General features: G+C 61.2%; 14 protein-coding genes and 1 pseudogene. 1 reads left to right on the forward strand and 14 read right to left on the reverse strand.

Features of this window, described 5'->3' with window-relative positions:
- Window positions 1-7 precede the first annotated feature (7 nt).
- The 13 genes from trbG to CGZ66_RS24180 all read right to left on the reverse strand — a co-directional run bounded on the left by trbG (window position 8) and on the right by CGZ66_RS24180 (window position 15,623).
- Window positions 8-1,036, reverse strand: coding sequence for a P-type conjugative transfer protein TrbG (gene trbG, locus CGZ66_RS24120; RefSeq protein WP_095088680.1), 1,029 nt, complete (start codon window positions 1,034-1,036; stop codon window positions 8-10).
- Entirely contained in the window at window positions 1,026-1,757 is a 732-nt protein-coding gene (trbF, locus tag CGZ66_RS24125) for a conjugal transfer protein TrbF (protein ID WP_095088683.1), read from the reverse strand. Before trbF ends, trbG begins: the two co-directional genes overlap by 11 nt.
- Window positions 1,758-3,080: a P-type conjugative transfer protein TrbL gene (gene trbL / locus CGZ66_RS24130; RefSeq protein ID WP_095088685.1), complete on the reverse strand. Its 1,323-nt coding sequence runs from the start codon at window positions 3,078-3,080 to the stop codon at window positions 1,758-1,760.
- Between the two features lie 30 nt (window positions 3,081-3,110).
- Window positions 3,111-3,836: a P-type conjugative transfer protein TrbJ gene (gene trbJ / locus CGZ66_RS24135; protein WP_095088690.1), complete on the reverse strand. Its 726-nt coding sequence runs from the start codon at window positions 3,834-3,836 to the stop codon at window positions 3,111-3,113.
- Window positions 3,833-6,283, reverse strand: coding sequence for a conjugal transfer protein TrbE (gene trbE / locus CGZ66_RS24140; protein WP_095088695.1), 2,451 nt, complete (start codon window positions 6,281-6,283; stop codon window positions 3,833-3,835). Before trbE ends, trbJ begins: the two co-directional genes overlap by 4 nt.
- Window positions 6,277-6,549 carry a VirB3 family type IV secretion system protein gene (locus CGZ66_RS24145; protein ID WP_095088697.1) on the reverse strand — a complete coding sequence of 91 codons (273 nt, stop codon included), beginning with the start codon at window positions 6,547-6,549 and terminating at the stop codon, window positions 6,277-6,279. Before CGZ66_RS24145 ends, trbE begins: the two co-directional genes overlap by 7 nt.
- On the reverse strand, window positions 6,549-6,857 hold the full coding sequence (locus CGZ66_RS24150) for a TrbC/VirB2 family type IV secretion system protein (protein ID WP_095088699.1): 309 nt from the start codon (window positions 6,855-6,857) through the stop codon (window positions 6,549-6,551). Before CGZ66_RS24150 ends, CGZ66_RS24145 begins: the two co-directional genes overlap by 1 nt.
- An 11-nt stretch (window positions 6,858-6,868) precedes the next feature.
- Window positions 6,869-7,837 (reverse strand): P-type conjugative transfer ATPase TrbB, encoded by a 969-nt coding sequence (trbB, locus tag CGZ66_RS24155; protein WP_095088701.1) that lies wholly within the window; start codon window positions 7,835-7,837, stop codon window positions 6,869-6,871.
- Entirely contained in the window at window positions 7,834-8,247 is a 414-nt protein-coding gene (locus tag CGZ66_RS24160) for a CopG family transcriptional regulator (protein WP_095088703.1), read from the reverse strand. The genes trbB and CGZ66_RS24160 overlap by 4 nt, the downstream gene beginning before the upstream one ends.
- 119 nt (window positions 8,248-8,366) lie before the next feature.
- On the reverse strand, window positions 8,367-10,394 hold the full coding sequence (locus tag CGZ66_RS24165; RefSeq protein ID WP_095088705.1) for a conjugal transfer protein TraG: 2,028 nt from the start codon (window positions 10,392-10,394) through the stop codon (window positions 8,367-8,369).
- Window positions 10,395-11,276: 882 nt separating this feature from the next.
- Window positions 11,277-11,633, reverse strand: coding sequence for an IS110 family transposase (locus CGZ66_RS24170; protein WP_167392229.1), 357 nt, complete (start codon window positions 11,631-11,633; stop codon window positions 11,277-11,279).
- 361 nt (window positions 11,634-11,994) lie between these two features.
- Window positions 11,995-12,711 carry a hypothetical protein gene (locus CGZ66_RS24175; RefSeq protein ID WP_095088709.1) on the reverse strand — a complete coding sequence of 239 codons (717 nt, stop codon included), beginning with the start codon at window positions 12,709-12,711 and terminating at the stop codon, window positions 11,995-11,997.
- Between the two features lie 176 nt (window positions 12,712-12,887).
- A complete protein-coding gene (locus tag CGZ66_RS24180; RefSeq protein WP_245331191.1) occupies window positions 12,888-15,623 on the reverse strand; it encodes a Ulp1 family isopeptidase in 2,736 nt (911 codons plus the stop codon).
- 713 nt (window positions 15,624-16,336) lie between these two features.
- Here CGZ66_RS24180 and CGZ66_RS24185 point away from each other — a divergent pair.
- Window positions 16,337-16,978 (forward strand): plasmid pRiA4b ORF-3 family protein, encoded by a 642-nt coding sequence (locus tag CGZ66_RS24185; RefSeq protein ID WP_095088713.1) that lies wholly within the window; start codon window positions 16,337-16,339, stop codon window positions 16,976-16,978.
- A 302-nt stretch (window positions 16,979-17,280) separates the two neighbouring features.
- Here the strand turns inward: CGZ66_RS24185 and CGZ66_RS24190 are convergent.
- Window positions 17,281-17,724: pseudogene (locus CGZ66_RS24190) on the reverse strand (CBS domain-containing protein); the annotation flags it as partial.
- Window positions 17,725-18,012: the final 288 nt, after the last annotated feature.

The following is an 18,012-nucleotide window of genomic DNA, read 5'->3' on the forward strand; positions in this document are numbered from 1 at the left end:
GCTCCCCTCACCTGCCAAGACGTGGAAAGAGTGTCATCCGCCGCGGCGGTTGCCGGCCGTCGGTCCTTGTAATGCGCACCACCTGCTGCTGCTTCGCACCGAGGCGCAGCTCGGCTGCGGCGAAGAGGCGGTCCACGATGTAGTAGTTGCCGCGCATGCGGTAGTTGACGAGCTGGCTAGTTCCGTCAGGACCGACGATGAAGAGTGGTGGTGCTTCGCCCTGATCGATGCGACCCGGAAATTCGATATAAACCTTGCTGCCATCGTCGAAGGCGCGCTTCGGTCTCCAGGCCGGGGTGTCGCCAGTAATCGAATAGCGAAAGCGAATGTTGTCCAGTGCCACATTCGACGCAACCGACGTGGCAGCTTCGGCTTGAGCGTTGCTTCGGCGCAGCGCGATGATCTGGTCCTCGCTGTAGGTCCAGGAGATTGCCGCCATTGCGGTCTTCTCAGTGCTTTGAAGTTGCAGATGGTAGGTCCGCCGGTCCGTTGTGATGACCAGATTGGTGCTGAGCCCCGGCGCGAAGGGTTTTACCAGCACATGGGTGCGCTGGTTGTTACCGGTGCCGCTGACGGTATCGCCGATGACCCAGCGCACCGTGTCGCCGGCCGACACGGATGTCAGCTTCTCCCCTGACTGCAGGGCGATGTCGACGACTCGCTCCGGCGCGGCATAGAGCTGATAAAGCGCGCCATCCGCAAAGGGATAGACTTGCACCGCGTTAACATAGCCATACCTGGTGGGTTGCTGCGTGGCCGCCTTGTTGGCATCTGCGACGCGTTCTTCTGGAGCGCGCTTGTCTTCCACCACCTTGCCCGGTTCGGGCTGCAACTGGCCAGGCAGCGGCAGTGGCTTCGGCACCTCGACGATTTTGACCTGGTTCTCCGGCGCCTTCTCAATTGCAGTTGGCTTGAAGTCGGCAGCGTCATAGGAAATCTGAGGCGGCGGCACTGGTTTCGATGCACACGCTGATAAGACTGCTGCTGAGACCGACAACATCAGCACAGCACGGAACGATGGGGCTCTATTTGTCATCGGAGGACTCCTTCGGGGAAACGGATGTCGGCGCCGCACTGTCGAGCTCACGCGACCAGTCGATGGCGTTGATGAAGACACCGAGCGGATTGCTGCGTAGCTGGTCCGTGTTGTTTGGCGGTCGGATCATGATCGTAAGGATCGCGGTCCAGCGCGTCGTGCTGGCCAGGCTGCCGCGCTCAAACACCTGCTCGGTCCATTTGACCTGGAAAGAGCTTTCGGAGGCCCTGACGACACTGGTCACCTGCACCGACACGCTGCGCGTGCCGATCTGACCGAAGGGGTCGTTTGCCTTGGCGTACTCATTGAGGAAGAGAGCGGCGCGGTCGGTGGCAAAGTCGTAAGCCGCCAGCCAATTCTGCCGCACCAGCACCGGATCGGTCGAAACAGAGCGAACATTCTGGATGAAGCGGCCGAGGTGCCAGGCGATCTGGGCATCGTTGGGCTGGTAGTTTTGGATTGCCGGCGCGACGGCGCGCGCCTCACCAAAACGGTCAACCTCGACGACGTACGGCACGACGCGGCTTTGCATCGACTGCCATACAAGTCCGCAGGAAAGTCCAGTCGCCAAGACGAGACAGCCCAGGGCCATGAGCCGCCAATTGCGGGCCTGCACCCGAGATGAGCCGATACGCTCGTCCCAGAGCTGGGCGGCTTTCTGATACGGCGTGACCGGTTCGGGTGTCTTGCCGTAACGTTGAACGGGTCGCTTGAAGAGCATCTAGTCGTCCTTGTCATTGAGAGAGGGATTGGCGCTGCCACCCGGCCTGTCGCCATCACGGACCGCCTGCACTGCGGCGTGTCGATGAGCGCGGGCGGTCTGTTCGGAACGCAATTGCCTTGCCCAATTGGGAGCGGCATCAGTGGCTGTACCGGCTGGGCTTCCGGCCATTGACGCGGTCGGCGTACCGCCAGTCGCGGTCCAGGCGGCTTCGCGGCCGGCGTCGGCGCTGCGCCCGAACGTTCCCGCGGCAGATCGTGCAGCTCGCATCGCGGCGCCACCGGCGGCACTGGTCACACCCTGCAGTCCAGCAGCTACACCGGACAGGCCAGAGTCGAGCGAGGTTGCGCGCCCCAGCTGCCAAGCCGTGGAAGCAGCCGATCCCATCGAGGTGCCCGCACGGACTGCGGCGAGACTGCCGCCGGTTGCCATGCGCGCGCCGGCAAATGCCGCGCCTCCGGCAACGAGTGATGCGCCGGCGGCAGCCGCAGTGGTTCCGAGTGCGGCGCCAGCGCCAAGCTGCGGCGCGCCAGAGACAAGGCCCGAAGCGATGCCTGGCCCGAAGATGCCGAGCCCAAGCAGCGACAGCGCACCAAGAACTTGTGACATGGCGGCGGCCAGGTCCGGCTCCTTGCCTTGCAGCGCGGAAGCGAACTCGCCGAAGAGCGTGGAGCCGATGCCCACGATGACGGCGAGCACCATCACCTTAATGCCCGACGAGATCACATTGCCGAGCACACGCTCGGCCAGAAACGCCGAACGGTTCCAGAGTGCGAATGGAACCAGAACGAAGCCCGCCAAAGTGGTGAGCTTGAACTCGAGGATGGTGATGAAGAGCTGGATGGAAAGAATAAAGAAGGCGATGATGACCAGGAACCAGGCCACAAGCAGCACGAAGATGGTGAGCGCATTGCCGAAGATTTCTGGGAAGCCCAGGAGCTGGCTTGCCTGATCGAGCAGCGGCCAGGCACCCTCGAAACCAGTCGCGGCAATGCGGCCCGGATGCAAAAGATTGTCGGCGGAGAGATTGCCAGAGGACGCGTTGATGCCGAGACCGGCAAAGGACCGATAGATGATGTCGGCAAGGTTCTTGAAATTGTTCAGGATGAAGGCGAACACGCCGACATAGAGTACCTTGCGGATGAGCCGGCCGGGAACGTTGGGTTCGCCGCCGAGTGCCCAGGCCAGGCCGGCAAGTGTGATGTCGATGCCGATCAGGGTCGTGGTGAGGAAGGCGACATCGCCCGAGAGCAGACCGAACCCGCTGTCGATATAGCGGACAAAGGTCTCCATGAAGCGATCGATGACCCCAAGGTCGTTCATGCCGCCTTCCTCGTCGTGAAGAAATGGTGATCAGTTGCCGGGATAGGCTGTGCCGGTGCCCAGGAAGCGCTCGGTTGTCTCGCGGGCGGCCTCCTCGGATTGTGCCTTGCGAGCGGCATCCTCGGCTTCAGCTCGAAACTGCGTCGCGAGCAGCGTCTGAATCTGCATCTGCTGCTTGGTCGAAAGCGCGATCAACTGGTTGGTTGCCTGGCTTGCCTCAAGCGCACCGGCCGCGCCCTGGCTGCGGTTGATGAGATCGGTAAGCAGGTCACCGTCGCCGCGGACGTTCTCGACGATCTGCGACTGGACACCCATGGTCTGGCGAAACGCCTGCATGGCGCTCTGCCAGCGCTCGCGTGCAGCGCCCGCCACATCGCTGACCTTTATCGTCGCGTCATAGCTTTCCGGGTATTGATTGCGCCATTGGTCTTGAAGCTTGTCGAGATCAAAGCTCAGGCCACTCGCCTGATCCATCAGCCCGTCGATGCGATGGAGCGCACCGGTGAGTTGGCCAACGGAAGAAAAATCCAGATGCTGAAGGTTGCGCGCCATGTTCTGCAGCATGGTCGCCTGGTTCTGAAGCGATTGGACCTGGTTGTTGATCTGCTCCAGCGAGCGTGCCGCCGTTAGCACGTTCTGGGTATAGTTCGACGGATCGAACACGATGAGGGCGTAGGCTGGCTGGACGTAGTCGGCCATCGGTTTGGCGATCAGGGAAACGGTGATCAGGCTGGTGAAAAGGCGGCGTCCCATCATGACGATTGCTCCGTGTCTGGTTGAGGGAATTGCTGGAGAAGCTCGGCAGCCCAATCCAGGCCGCGTGCATTCAGGAAACGAGAGGCAAAGCTGTCCTGTCCGTGCTCGGACAGGACCCTTTCGATAAGGGTCTGCGTGGCCGGATCGGAAGCACCGCACAGCGCGAGTGTGATCGGGCCGAGCCCGAGCTCGAAAAGACGGTTGCCGCGGCGCGACTGCAGGTAATAGTGCCGCTTCGGCGTGGCGCGAGCGATCAGTTCGATCTGCCGCTCGTTCAAACCGAAGCGTTCGTAGGCTGCCCGCGCTTGCGGCTCCACCGCACGATCATTGGGAAGAAAAATACGCTGTGGGCAGCTCTCGATGATTGCGGGCGCGATTGCAGAGCCCACGATGTCGGCAAGCGATTGGGTGGCGAAGACAACCGACACGTTCTTCTTTCGCAGCACCTTCAGCCATTCGCGGATGCGGGCGGCAAAAAGCGGGTTGTCGAGATAGACCCACGCCTCGTCGAGCATGAGCAGCGTCGGCCGCCCGTCAAACCGCTCCTCGAGGCGATGGAAAAGATAGGTGAGCACCGGCAGGACAGCGCCTTGGCTGTGCATCAGCTCCTCGGTCTCGAAGCATTGCACATCCGATAAGGCCAGCCGATCGATATCGGCATCGAGCAGCCGGCCGAAGGGACCGTCGAGCGTGTAGGGCATCAACGCAGACTTGAGCGCATTGGACTGAAGCAGGACCGACAGGCCGGTCAGCGTGCGTTCCTGAGTCGGCGCCGTGGCAAGGCTGTTGAGCGCCGACCAGATTGCCTCCTTCACCTCCGGTGTGACGGTGACGCTCTCATGGGCAATCAGACCTGCAATCCATTCGGCCGCCCAACCGCGGGTAGCCTGGTCGCTGATGTTTCGCAGTGGCTGGCAGGCAAACGCACCGTCCGCGCCGAGCACATGATGCTCTCCACCCATCGCAAGTGTCGCCGCACGCGCCGAATTGCCTTTGTCGAAGACATAGACCTGCGCGCCGGCATAGCGCCGGAACTGCAAAGCGATCAGTGCTAGCAGAACCGACTTGCCGGCGCCGGTCGGTCCAACGATCAGCATGTGGCCGACGTCCTCGACATGAGTGGAAAGCCGGAACGGAGTCGACCCGCTGGTCTCGGCAACGAGAAGCGGCGGGGCTTCGGTCTGGGTAACATTGGCGAGATGCTCGTTCGTCGCCGGCCCGGCCCACACCGATGACAGCGGCATGAGATGGGCAAGATTCAGTGTGTGAATGAGCGGCTGGCGAACGTTGGCGTAGACATGACCAGGCAACGAGCCGAGCCACGCTTCCACGGCATTAACGCTTTCACGGATCGTAGTGAAGCCAAGTCCGTTGACGATGCGCTCGACCGCGCGAAGTTTCTCCTCGGCGGCTTGGTGGTCCTCGTCCCACACCGTCACAGTAGTGGTGAGATAGCCGAACCCGACATGATCGCCGCCCAGTGCTTGAAGTGCTTCGTCTGCATCGAGTGCCTTGTTGTCGGCGTCGCTGTCGATGAGAGGAACGGGTTCGTTGGTCACGACCTCGCGCAGGATAGCCACGATCGATTTGCGCTTGGCAAACCACTGCCGGCGCAATCGCGTCAGCGTCTTGGTGGCTTCCGTCTTGTCGAGCGGAATGAAGCGCGTCACCCAGCGATAAGCGAAATCCTGGTTGTTGAGTGCGTCCAGAATTCCGGGCCGCGTGAGGTTCGGGAATCCGAGGATGGTAAGTGTGCGAAGATGCTGCTCACCCAGCATCGGCTCCAAGCCGCCGGTGAGCGGCGCATCGACCAGCATGCTATCCAGATACATAGGCGTTTCCGGTACGGCGACTGGATGGCGGCGGGTCGAGATTGTGCCGTGCAGGTGAGTCAGCGTCTCGGCATCATCGAGGGCGCGCATTTCCGGCATGAAGCCCGACAGTAGACCCAGAACCCGGTCGGTCTCGTCACGGAACCGCGCCAGCTCCTGGCGCCAGTCTCTTTCGCCTTCGGAATGATGAGAGTCGACCAGCGCGCTTTCCGCCCGCGCCTGGCCGTCCGGCGGCGGCATGAACAGCAAGGTCAGTTGATAGCGGCTCTCGAAATGCGCGACCTTGCCCTCGAAGGCCCCGCGCCGTTCTTCGTCGACCAGCCACGACGCCGCATCGGGGAACCGCGAATGCGGATAGCCCAGCGCTTCTATGCGCTCCGCCTCGAAGAACAATGCCCAGCCGGAGCTAAGGCGTCTGAGCGCATTGTTCGCCCGTGCGCAGATCCCGATGAGTTCGGCTTCGGTCGCGCTTTCGAGATCGGGACCCCGGAACCGCAACGTCCGCTGAAAGCTGCCATCCTTGTTGAGCACGATGCCCGGCGCGACCAGTGCGGCCCAAGGCAAATGGTCGGCAAGCCGGTCGGCTTTGCCGCGATACTCCGAAAGGTTCAGCATGCAAACCATCCCTTCATGCGAAGATGACGGACAAGCACGCTCGCGAAGTCCGGATCCCGGCGCGCGGCAAAGACCGCGAGCGTGTGGCCGGCAATCCAGAGTACCAGCCCGGCGATCCACTGCTGCAGGCCAAGACCGAGGGCCGCAGCCACCGTGCCGTTGAGGATCGCAACCGCTCGAGGCGCACCGCCCAGCAGGATCGCCTCAGTCAATGCCCGGTGAACAGGAACCTCGAAGCCCTCAATATGCTGCTCTCCGCTGGCCATCAGACGAGTGCCCCACCGCCGAAGGAGAAGAAGGAGAGAAAGAAGCTCGATGCCGCGAAGGCGATCGACAGACCGAAGACGATCTGGATCAGCCGGCGGAAGCCGCCCGCCGTATCACCGAAGGCAAGCGTCAGGCCGGTGGTGATGATTATGATCACCGCGACGATCTTGGCGACCGGCCCTTGCACCGATTCCAGTATCTGCTGCAGCGGCTGCTCCCAGGGCATGCCGGAGCCCGCGGCGAAAGCCGGTGCCGTGAGAAAAAACGCGAACGCGGCGGACGAAAGAAAGCGAAGCTTCTTGCGCATGAGATGACCTTTCAGAGCTGCTGGAGTTGCGGAAGCGTGAGCGGGGTGACGGCGTAATCGCCGCTGCCGTCAAGACCGGTGACCTCGGCGATCGCGTCGATGCGGCGCGACGAGCCGCGCCCGGCGATGAAGACGATCAGATCGATGGCGTCGGCGATGAGGCGGCGGGGAACGGTGACGACGGCTTCCTGCGCGAGCTGCTCGATGCGATAGAGCGCGGAGCGCGCCGAATTGGCGTGAACCGTGGCGATGCCGCCGGGATGCCCTGTGTTCCATGCCTTCACCATGTCGAGCGCTTCCGCACCCCGGACTTCGCCGACGATGATCCGGTCGGGCCTAAGCCGCAGCGTCGAGCGCACGAGATCGGCAAGCGTTACCGAACCCCGCCTCGTTCGTAAGGCAACGCAATCCTTCGCCGCGCATTGCAGTTCGCGCGTGTCCTCGATGAGGATCACCCGCTCGTCGCATTCGGCGACTTCGGCCAGCAGCGCGTTGGCAAGGGTTGTTTTGCCCGACGACGTGCCGCCGGCGACCAGAATGTTGCGCCGCTCGCGGACCGCCTTTTTCAGCGCATCGGCCTGCAGCGGCAACATGATGCGGTCGGCCACGTAGTTGGCCAGAGTGTAGAGCTTTGCGGCCGGTTTACGGATAGCAAAGCATGGTGCCAGCACGACCGGCGGCAGCAGACCCTCGAAGCGCTCGCCCGAAGGCAGTTCGGCGCTGACAATCGGATTGTCCTCATGCGCTTCGGCGCGCACGTGGGAGGCGACCAGGCGAATGATGCGCTCCGCCTCGGAAGGGTGCATGTGCACGCCGGTGTCGACCCGCCCCTCGCCCAGCCGGTCGAGCCTCAGCGCACCGTCGGGATTGACCATCACCTCGATGACCAATGGATCGGCTAGGGCTTCGGTGATCGCTGGGCCCATGGCGGTGCGCAGCATGGCGCGGCGGCGATGGTCGGCCTCGGGATGAGAACTCATCCTTCCCTTCCCCCGCCATTGGCCTCGCCAAGCGATTTTTTCCCGGAGGCGATCTGGCGACCGACCTGCTCGACGAATTTGTCGAAACGCTCCTGGGCAATCGCTTGCGTCGCCCTGTCCGGAACCGGCGTGTGGGCATGAAGCGTGATCGAAAAACGGATGAAGAGCGCCAGGCTCTCCAGAACCATCTCGACATCGCGCCTGATATGATCGAGCTCGCGGGACAGACGATCGAGCCGCTTGCCGTAGCGCTGGTCGAGATCGTTCTCGCCCCGCCGCTCTATGAAGGCCTCAACCGCCTTCGCGACGACCGCGGATTTGGTGGTCGATGGATCGCGGCTGAGGTTGTCCAGCTTCTCGCTCAGCCCGGGTTCAAGCAGAAACTGATGACGGATGCGGTGGGGCTTCATGCGGCTCGTTCCGGCTGACCGACGCTTGCTGCACCGGCGACGGAACAAGCATCGTCGAGGTGCCCGAAATCGCGTATGGCCGTTATCTACGCTGAGGTGCGCCCAACTCGAAGCGGGGTTCAGAAGCCGGGCACGATGTCCTTGTCGTCGCCCCTTCCCTCGTTGATGCCGTAGGCACGCGCGGCAGTGGAAATCCGGTCCATAACGAGCTTGTCGGGGAGCGCCTCGCTGTCATCGTCGGTGGGCTTGAAGAGATCGTCCTGATCCGGCTGCTGAGAGACGACGGGGTGTTCATCGGGCAGACCTGGATGACGCTGCTGCTGAACACCGCCGTCGTTTTCGGTTGCCACGCCGCTTTCGTCGCCGGGAACAAGACGGCGATCAACGCCGCACACCTGTCCGCTCCAATCATCCAGACGCGACGCAGGGCAATCAGCGTAAGGACCGTCCCGAAGCAGTGGCGAAGGCAGCAACCGTTCGGTGAAATTCTGATCCTGGTAATAGCGCAACTTCTTGGCACGGATCGGCGGCAGCCCTGAAACCAACACCAGTTCGTCAGACGGCGGCAACTGCATTACCTCCCCGGGCGTCAGCAGAGGTCGTGCCGTTTCCTGGCGGCTGACCATGACGTGGGAAAGCCAGGGCGCCAGCCTATGGCCGGCATAGTTGCGCATGGATCTGAGCTCCGTCGCCGTGCCGAGCGCATCGGAGATGCGTTTTGCCGTGCGCTCGTCATTGGACGAAAAGGCAATCCGCACATGACAGTTGTCGAGAATGGCGTTGTTCTCGCCGTAGGCTTTTGAAATCTGGTTCAAGGATTGCGCGATCAGATAGGCGCGAATGCCGTAGCCGGCCATGAAGGCGAGCGCAGTCTCGAAAAAATCGAGCCGTCCGAGCGCCGGAAATTCGTCGAGCATCATGAGCAGTTGATGTTTGCGGCTCTTCTTTGGATCGCCCTCCAGCCGCTCGGTGAGCCGCCGGCCGATCTGATTGAGCACCAGTCGCACCAGCGGCTTGGTACGTGAGATGTCCGATGGCGGCACGACCAGATAAAGCGACATTGGTCGCTCTGCATCCATGAGGTCAGCAATGCGCCAGTCGCAAGCCGATGTTGCCGCAGCTACGGTCGGATCGCGATAGAGCCCGAGAAATGACATGGCGGTCGAGAGAACGCCTGAACGCTCATTCTCTGACTTGTTCAGCACCTCACGAGCCGCCGAGGCCACGACAGGATGGACCTGAGGCTTTTCACTAGCTCCGAGATGGTTGGTGGTCATCATCCGTTGCAGCGTTGCAGCAAACGAGCGCTGTGGGTCCGAGAGGAAGGTAGCGACACGGGCTAGCGTCTTTTCCTCTTCGGCGTAGAGCACGTGCAAGATGGCGCCGACCAGCAGTGAGTGGCTGGTCTTTTCCCAATGGTTTCGCCGCTCCAGCGCGCCTTCCGGATCGACGAGGATGTCGGCGATGTTCTGGACGTCGCGGACCTCGTCTAGGCCCTGGCGTACCTCTAGCAGCGGGTTGTAGCGCGCCGACCTTGAATCGGTAGGATTGAACAAAAGGCAATGTGAAAACTTCGAGCGCCAGCCGGAGGTCAGCTGCCAGTTTTCACCTTTGATGTCGTGAATGACGGCCGAGCCGGTCCAGGAAAGGAGGGTTGGCAGAACCAGCCCGACACCCTTGCCGGAACGTGTTGGCGCAAACGCCATGACATGCTCTGGGCCGTCATGGCGCAGATACTGGTCCTTCAATTTGCCAAGGAAAACGCCGGCCGTCCTGAATAGCCCCTCCTTCTCAATCTCCCACTTTTCGGCCCATCGTGAAGAGCCGTAGGTAGTGACCGCTCCACGCTGCCGCGCACGCCAAAGTGAACCGGCCATAGCAGCGCCACAGCTTAGGAAGCCACTGGCGCCGGCAAGTGCGCCCGCCTTGTCGAAGACCTCTGGCGCGTAAGCGTCGAAATGGAACCACCATTCGAAAAGTTTCCACGGCTTATAGATTGCCCAGCCGGCCGCGACAAACCATGGGGCGCCGAGTGGTGGCTGATGGCCCAGCATGTGGGCGCACCATTGTGTTGCCGTCCATACGCCGAGGACTGCGATAGCAAACACAACCACGATCTGGCCAATCAGCAGCTTCGTCGGTGTCATTGGCTTTTGCTCCGCTGTTCTGGACAGGCGGATCAAGCATCTGGCCAAAGCACAGGGAGTAAAACCCACCGTACGCACGACGAGGTGCGATGGGGCAATCATTGGGTATTGCTCAGATTTGAAACGCGGGAACGCGCCGCTGTTCAATCGATAAGACATAAGGCCGGTGCTATGCTCTCGGATTCGACGCGTCCGGAGGTATCCCGGACGAACTGAAACAGCACCTTCTGCTAGATTTTCTGCAGACCCTGGCCAACTACAAGGGCTGCGCTCTCTGTACGGCGCAAGACAATTTCCCGAAGGCGCCAAGGTTCGGCCAACCCGGTCGAATGATCCGGGTTGATTCACGCTTGCAGAGGCGACAGCAAAAAAGAGGCCACGAGGCGCGGGGAGCCTGCCCGGGGGCCCCTTCGAGGGACGGTCATGCCCGACGTAGCACCCGACAAATCTGGGATCAGAGGATCGGACCGTGATCCGGAATTGCCGAAAGACCGTCAATCAAGACGGGCTGCTTTCAAAAACCACCGAATGCTAGCCGCCTTGATGCACGGCGATGAGCTTTTGGCGGCCTGAGGCGGTGATCAGGTCGCCGTTTCGGTGCGTTTTGACAACCCTCGTCAGGCGCCGGCGATGATCCGTCGTGATGGAGGGCTGGGTTTGCAGGTTGCGGTCGGCGGGTTTGTTTCGGGACGTCTGCGCCCCGTCGGCTATGTCACGAGCCGCGCAATGCGATTGAGGACGATGCGCAGGATGCGCTGGTCGGGGCAGGAGGTCGGCAGGTGCAGGCGGATCTGGGTTTTCATCTCGACCACCCGCGCGGCGATTTTGCATGTCGGTCAATCATTATGACCAATGGTTCTCTACATTTCGCTGCTGCGTTCTCTACATTTGGCTGCTGTTGCGCAGGAGCCCACGGACCTGCCCGTAAAGCTGGCGCTTGACATTGACCAGTTGCTCACGCGCGCCAAGCAACGCCTTCAGCCGGTGGCTTTCCATGGTCTTCACATGCACCGCAGAATACAAACCGCTTGCCAGTATCTCGGCAAGCGCCTGCGCATCCGCCTTGTCCGTCTTCTCAGGCCGCGCCTTCAGGGCATCTGCAGCACGCCGCGCATCCATGCAGATGACCGGAAAACCCTGATCCTTCAGCTCGTGGTAGAGCCAAGGCGTCATCGAGCCTGTCTCAAGGCCGACTTTCGCAAGATGACCGTTCCATCTTTTCAGCCGCTCCGCGATCATTGACGGCTGCGTGTCCGCGCTCCCGCGCCACACCACCTGTCGATCCTGACCATAATGCAGATGTGCGTGCTCTTGAGACTGACGTCCACTCCAACGTAATATTCCATCGCTGCTCTCCTTAGGTCTTCGACAAACCAGGGCAGATGGCCTCATTCCGCCGATGGGAGCAGCAACCTCATGTATGGGATGTAATAGTGGGTTCGCGGGCGACGCGGCGGCCGGAGATCAAGCTATCCGGGATCGTGGCCAGTCTCCACCGTGCTGAAACAACCTCTATACGCGTTCAGATCGCTCGAACTACATGGCTTTTTATTTCCGGGCAGTGCCCGACCGACGGCTCATGTTCGCAGCAGGAGAGTGCCTATTGCGAAGACGGACGCGGAGCCGGGAAATCCAGCACGCGGCTGGTATAGCTTTCGATCAATGCACTGAATGGCACGCCATCCGGTAGTTTGAGCACGGCGTGATGTTCGAGAAGGAAAGGGGGAGGGACAAGAGATCCAGTACCGGAAGCCGGCAGGCTGGTTTGCATTTCCCATCCTTTCGAGAGAGGGGACCAAAGCAGCTTCGCCGATAGGTTCGTGCGACTGAAATTTAGAGCCTGAACGGCTCGACCGAATGCTATATCGCTCGTATCGAGCGCCTTGTTCATCTCGGCCGTCAGCCTTGCCGGCACGTACCAGTTGTCCGCCTCGGACAGGACGTGCTCGCCGCAGGCCAGACGAACGCGCCGATAGGCTATGGGTTCGTCCGAGCCTACGGCAAGTAGCTTACGGATATGGACATCCGCCGGCTTGTCTTGACCATGTACACGATGAGCCACGATCTTCGAGCCTTCCGGCGCCAGCTTGTGTGTTGCGCACCAGCGATCAAGTGTCAGCGTAGCACTGGCATTGCTGAGGAGATCGGCATTCAGGGCTTGAAGGACTGCAAGAGCTTCCAGTCGTGATGTCGGCGTGTCCGGCCATGGCGACGGAGTGGACAGATTCTGCGCCATGGTAGTTTGCGTGCCGGGCACGATGGCGGCTGAGCTGCCAAAGGCGAGGAGGCGGACGAGTAACAAGGACCGGAAGAACATGGCTATGAAATCCTCTGTAAAACAGACTGTACAGGTCGGGGCTAGTCTAAGATCACGCTCGATCGTCAGCTGGCCGATCTGAGCATGCAACTTCTCAAGCTCGCATTCGCGCGTGTCCTTCGCTGGCTGGTGTCGGCGAGAGTCGCCTCAGCCAGCTCTATCAGCAGAAGCCGACATCAACTCCTGAGTCGGTTTTGCAGTGCCTGCCGATCGGCGACGAGCTGGTCCAGGTGGATAGAATGCCCTCCCTGCGCCAATCGCCTAACCAGCTCACGCATACCGTCCACGACAAAGACGCCGCAATCATAGCTGTTCTGCTGCTGGGCCATGAGGGGTGACTCCAGGCGGGCGCCCAGCCGTCCTGCGAGCTGTTCTGCAGGCCGGGCGTTGTATCCTTGCGCGGAGTCGTAGTGATAGGCGACCGGCTTTTGCCGGTCGCTGCGATCAACGAACAGCAGCGACCAATGGCTGCCGCGTTGATTAGGATCCGAAACATGGGCATTATTCACTGGCAGGAACAGGAAGTCGGCTGTATCGTTACCCTGCCGATTATGGACGATACTGTGGAATGTACTTAGCGTGTCGCCCCAGTTCAGCTGAAAGGCTACGAGGGGATCCACGAACCGCGTCCGGGCGGCGAGACTCGGATTGGTCCCCTGCAACTCCTGCGCCAGGAGCTGGTAATCCGTGAGGATATGCCTGTCGCCCAGCCATTGCGTGTCCCCGAGCACCAGCCCGCGGTCGTGGGACGAGGCTTTCGGATCCAAAGCCCCGATCTGAGCATCGGAGGAGGTGGTCGAGAATGCCCGCACAGAATTAACCTCGTCGCGTAATCCGGATGGCGTGGGCCTTGTCAGATCAACCAATGGAAGACCGCCGTAGGTGTCTGAGCGGGCCTTGGCAGAGTGCGCTGGCGCAAAGTGAGCATCGTCGCGCAATTCGGATGGCGTGGGCGCATTCAGATCAACGATTGATTCAAGACCCCCGTAGGTGTCTGAGCGAGCCTTGGCAGAGTGCGCGAAGTGAGCATCGTCGCGCAATTCGGATGGCGTGGGCGCATTCAGATCAACGATTGACTCAAGACCCCCGTAGGTGTCTGAGCGAGCCTTGGCAGAGTGCGCGAAGTGAGCATCGTCGCGCAATTCGGATGGCGTGGGCGCATTCAGATCAACGATTGACTCAAGACCCCCGTAGGTGTCTGAGCGAGCCTTGGCAGAGTGCGCTGGCGCGAAGTGAGCATCGTCGCGCAATTCGGATGGCGTGGGCGCATTCAGATCAACGATTGACTCAAGACCCCCGTAGGTGTCTGAGCGAGCCTTGGCAGAGTGCGCTGGCGCGAAGTGAGCATCGTCGCGCAATTCGGATGGCGTGGGCGCATTCAGATCAACGATTGACTCAAGACCGCCGTAGGTGTCAGAACGGGCCCTGGCAGAGTGCGCTGGCGCAAAGTGAGCATCGTCGCGCCCCGCGACCTCACGGAAGACGTCTGAGGGAGCCATGGCAGTTGATGATGACGGGGGTTCTTGCATCGCCTGGCTCCAGAACGCCCGAGCTCCCTCGCTCGGGGTAGCGGGCAGCGAGGCGAGCTCCTTCAGCGCGCCGGTCTGCCGAGCTGTCTGCGCGGCTGGCAAAGCCGACTGCTCATGTGATTGCAGCCCCAACCCTTGGTTCGCCTCGACGAGTTTTAAGTAGCTCCCAAGATGCGACAAATCGGGAGCGTGTACTCTGCTTCCAGTCAGTTTGAACGCTTCCACATCGTTCCGCAGCGTTAACTGCTCATTGTTAGAGCCGTTAAGTCGACCAGCTATGCTCCCCCCCCTGCCCGTTTTTTGAAGCCACTCACTCAGCGCACGAAGACGTGTAGCCCGCTTCTGGGCAAACTGCCTCTGCGCCGCAGTCGGGTTCCTAAGATCGTTCAAGGCTTGGCCGAGCGCACCATCAATGAGGGGGCCGTCTTCGGGATAAGGAGCCAGGTGACGGGGCCGCCCAATGCCACGGGGTTCGGATCCGGGCGCTTCGGCTTCTTCACCCCCAGGCAAGAGCCGCGGGAGATTAGCCAGAGCGCATTTAAGGCGATTCTGAGGGTCTCCCCCCAGGCTTCTGTACTCCGAAATTTCATTGTCTAGCGAACCGCCTCGCAACAGAGAAGCTAGAGGGTCCCTATCGTTTGCTTGGAGCCACCGAGCAAACACCCTAAATCTGGAAAGACTGTTTTTGATGTCCCCTTTGGCGGCATTGCGCTGCTCGGCGCCTACCCGGAACCTTGCCAAGAGATCGGCGTCTTCGGCAGGGAGCTCCCCAATTAGCTGGTCTCGTGAAGGAAGGCTCCCGGGGGCAACCTTGTTCAGCTGCGCAACGACAGCAAAGCGGCCACCATCCTTCAGATAGTCCCGCACATCGGCGACAAAAGAAGCATGGCCAGGCGAATCGCGGTCAAACCGGCCGGTTATAGGGCCCCGATTTTCCTGGAACAGCCAGCCGCTTAAATGGTGCAGATCACCTACCAATCTCTTGACAGTCCTCTCGTGCGTCTGCGCTTCGCGGGCTGCTTTCTTGAAGGTGGAAACAAGCTCCTTGTCCTCGGCAAAGGGCCCAAAGCGTTCGCGCTTTGCGCCCACGCGGACCTCTTTATTCACCGCAAACTCCGGTTGCTGTCTACCGCTATTGCGCCATGGACCCGGTCCTTGCGCCGCCTCCGGGCCACTGAACGGGTTATCCCGCAAGCCCGCGCTCTGGATCCCTCCACCGCCCTCCTCAGACGAAGGGGGCTGTAACTGGCTCAGCTGCTGCTCAAAGCTCGCTTGCCGGCTCGAGTCGTCCGCCTGTTGCCCAACCGGCATCTCGGTATTCTGCTGCGCGAAGCCTGATGCAAACGGATTCAACTGCCGAGGATTGAACTGCGAACCATCCATACCGCTCTCCATTTGAAAATGAAATATGGGCTGCTCGCAAGTCTGCGCAGAGAGCCACCAATTCGACCATACATAACGATTCTCACTCCTGAGAGGCTCATTGAGTGCGGTCTGGTAAGCCCTGCAGCAACGATACGCAGCCTAGCTGACTTTGACCTGACGTAGGCGTTCTGTGAATTCGAAGAGAACCCTTGAGGCCTAGGCGCCGGCCGCGACCGGTGCCTCTTTCCCGTGGCCGGCCTCGAAAAGCCTGGCGCTGAAGTTTGTGGGGGACCACCTCTGGGACCCGGCCGGACACGAAACCGATCCCCAGCACGGCATGCCGGTTGAGGTCGCGGCCGCGCTGCGCGAAAGCGAGATGCAGCGGATACCGGACCGCGTGCGCCGTCTATAGTGAAACGACGTCTCGCAAGCCTGGGGACCTTGCATCGGGAGAACGGGTAGGAGGGTCCGTTCGCCTCGCCTAACCTGCGGTCGGTGCTGCGGCTGGGGTCGCCGATAAGCGCGTGCCGCTGGTCGCGTCGGGCGATTTGCGTCGCGGCGCGAACCAGCGACGCCGATGCTCTATTTGCCGGGTACCAGAGGAGATGCGCAATCTGGCCAAGCGTGTCGAATTGCTCTTCACCGCGGTCGGACGCACTTCGACACTGCGTTCGAAAGTGGCGCGACACCGAGGTTGACAATCTTGAGGCAAAACAGTTCCAAGTAACGTCATGCTTTTCCAGGAACCCAATGCGCTACAAATCAGGATCGAGCTCGCCGGCATCGAGCCGGCGGTTTGGCGACGCGTGGTCGTTCCGTGGAACTGGCATCTTGGACAATTGCATCTCGTCATCCAGGCCGCCTTCAACTGGTGGAACTACCACCTGCATGAGTTTCGGGTTGGCGGTTTGTCCTATGGCGATCCCGAACAGCTTGGCGAGATGGAATATGAAGGCGGATCCCGTTCCTTCGATGAAAATGAGGTCCGGCTTCTTGATTTCGAGCACCATCCAGGCCTCTCATTCATCTATCTCTACGACTTCGGCGATCACTGGGAGCATCTAGTCACCATCGAGAAATTCCTCACCCTCGATCCGATTCCGAGGACAGCGGCTTGCATCGACGGCGCCCACGCCAGGCCACCGGAAGATGTCGGCGGCATCGGCGGTTTTGAGAGTTTCCTGGCCATCATGGCCGACCGGGAAGATCCCGAGCATCGCGACATGAGGCGGTGGTGCGGTGGCCATTTCGATCCTCAATGGTTCGATCTGACGGTCGCCGACAAGGACGTCAGGAACGCGCTCAAGCCGAACGTCCGGCGACGCCTTCACCAGCCAAAATCCAAACGTAGGGCCGGCGAGCGCGACCGGTAAGTTGAGAAAGCCCGGTCTGCTTGGGAGGAGTTCAGCCCATCGAGCAGCCGACATTTCCGCCTGCTCGACTCGACAATGGGCACGAGCGAGGCTCGCCGCGAACGGGATTGATATGGACGAAAGGTCCCTGGCATAGACCCTCCTGCACAATGTCCTCGGCCTCCGCGGACAAGCTGTATGTCGCCGGAAGCGGGCGGCGGGCAATGTCGCCTAAACAAATATAGGCTCCGGATCGAAACCCGGTCGAACATTGGACAGGCTTGCCGGGAAAGCTTCCCGAACATTTTTTTCGGGGGTGGCGACTATTGTAGCGCTGCCGCCAATGGCTTGTCTGCACCTTGCGGCTGGTCTGCAGCCCGCGCGGGCGCGGTTGCAGCCAGCAGGTCGGTCTGCGTGATCAGGCCGAGGATGCGCCTGTCGTCATCGACGATGATGGCGGCGTGGCTGCGACCGTCGGTGAGCACCGGCAGCAGGCTCATCGCGGGTGCGCTTGCCGTAGCGGTCGCCGCCGGCGACGTCACGCTCATTACAGCGTCCGCCGCTCGTGCCAGCTCCCTGAGCCCGCCCGGCGCCGACCAGCCTCGCTTCCAGATCGACGACCGGTAGCGACCGGATGTTGTAATCAAGCAGCAAATACCGCGCCTGGTCACATCGCGCGACATGATGTCCTCGCACAGCAAGGTCCGGTGTGAGCGCACCGTCGCCTGCAACTCGACCTGCCGCAGCAGCCGCTCGAGATCGTCGCGCCGGCAAGGATGGGGACAAAAAGGTGGAAGGCCATGGGATGCCTGAAAACCTCAGACTTGATGTGGAACGCGTCAGTCAGGCGCGATTGCCTGCAATCCCGCCATACCGTTGAATTGGGAATCCAACCGGATCCAAGAACCCGCAGCTTCGGGAAAATAATATTTCGCGATGCCGCCAAACGGATCGGTGCGGTTCGGCTCGGCCGAACCGGTCTTTACAGCAGGTTACGCGGGTTTTCGGATCGGTTTGGCAAGCAGCCCGCTTCATGCGGCGGCGGCCGCGGCGAG

It is taken from the genome of Mesorhizobium sophorae, from assembly GCF_002270415.1.
Classification (GTDB): Bacteria; Pseudomonadota; Alphaproteobacteria; order Rhizobiales; family Rhizobiaceae; genus Mesorhizobium; species Mesorhizobium sophorae.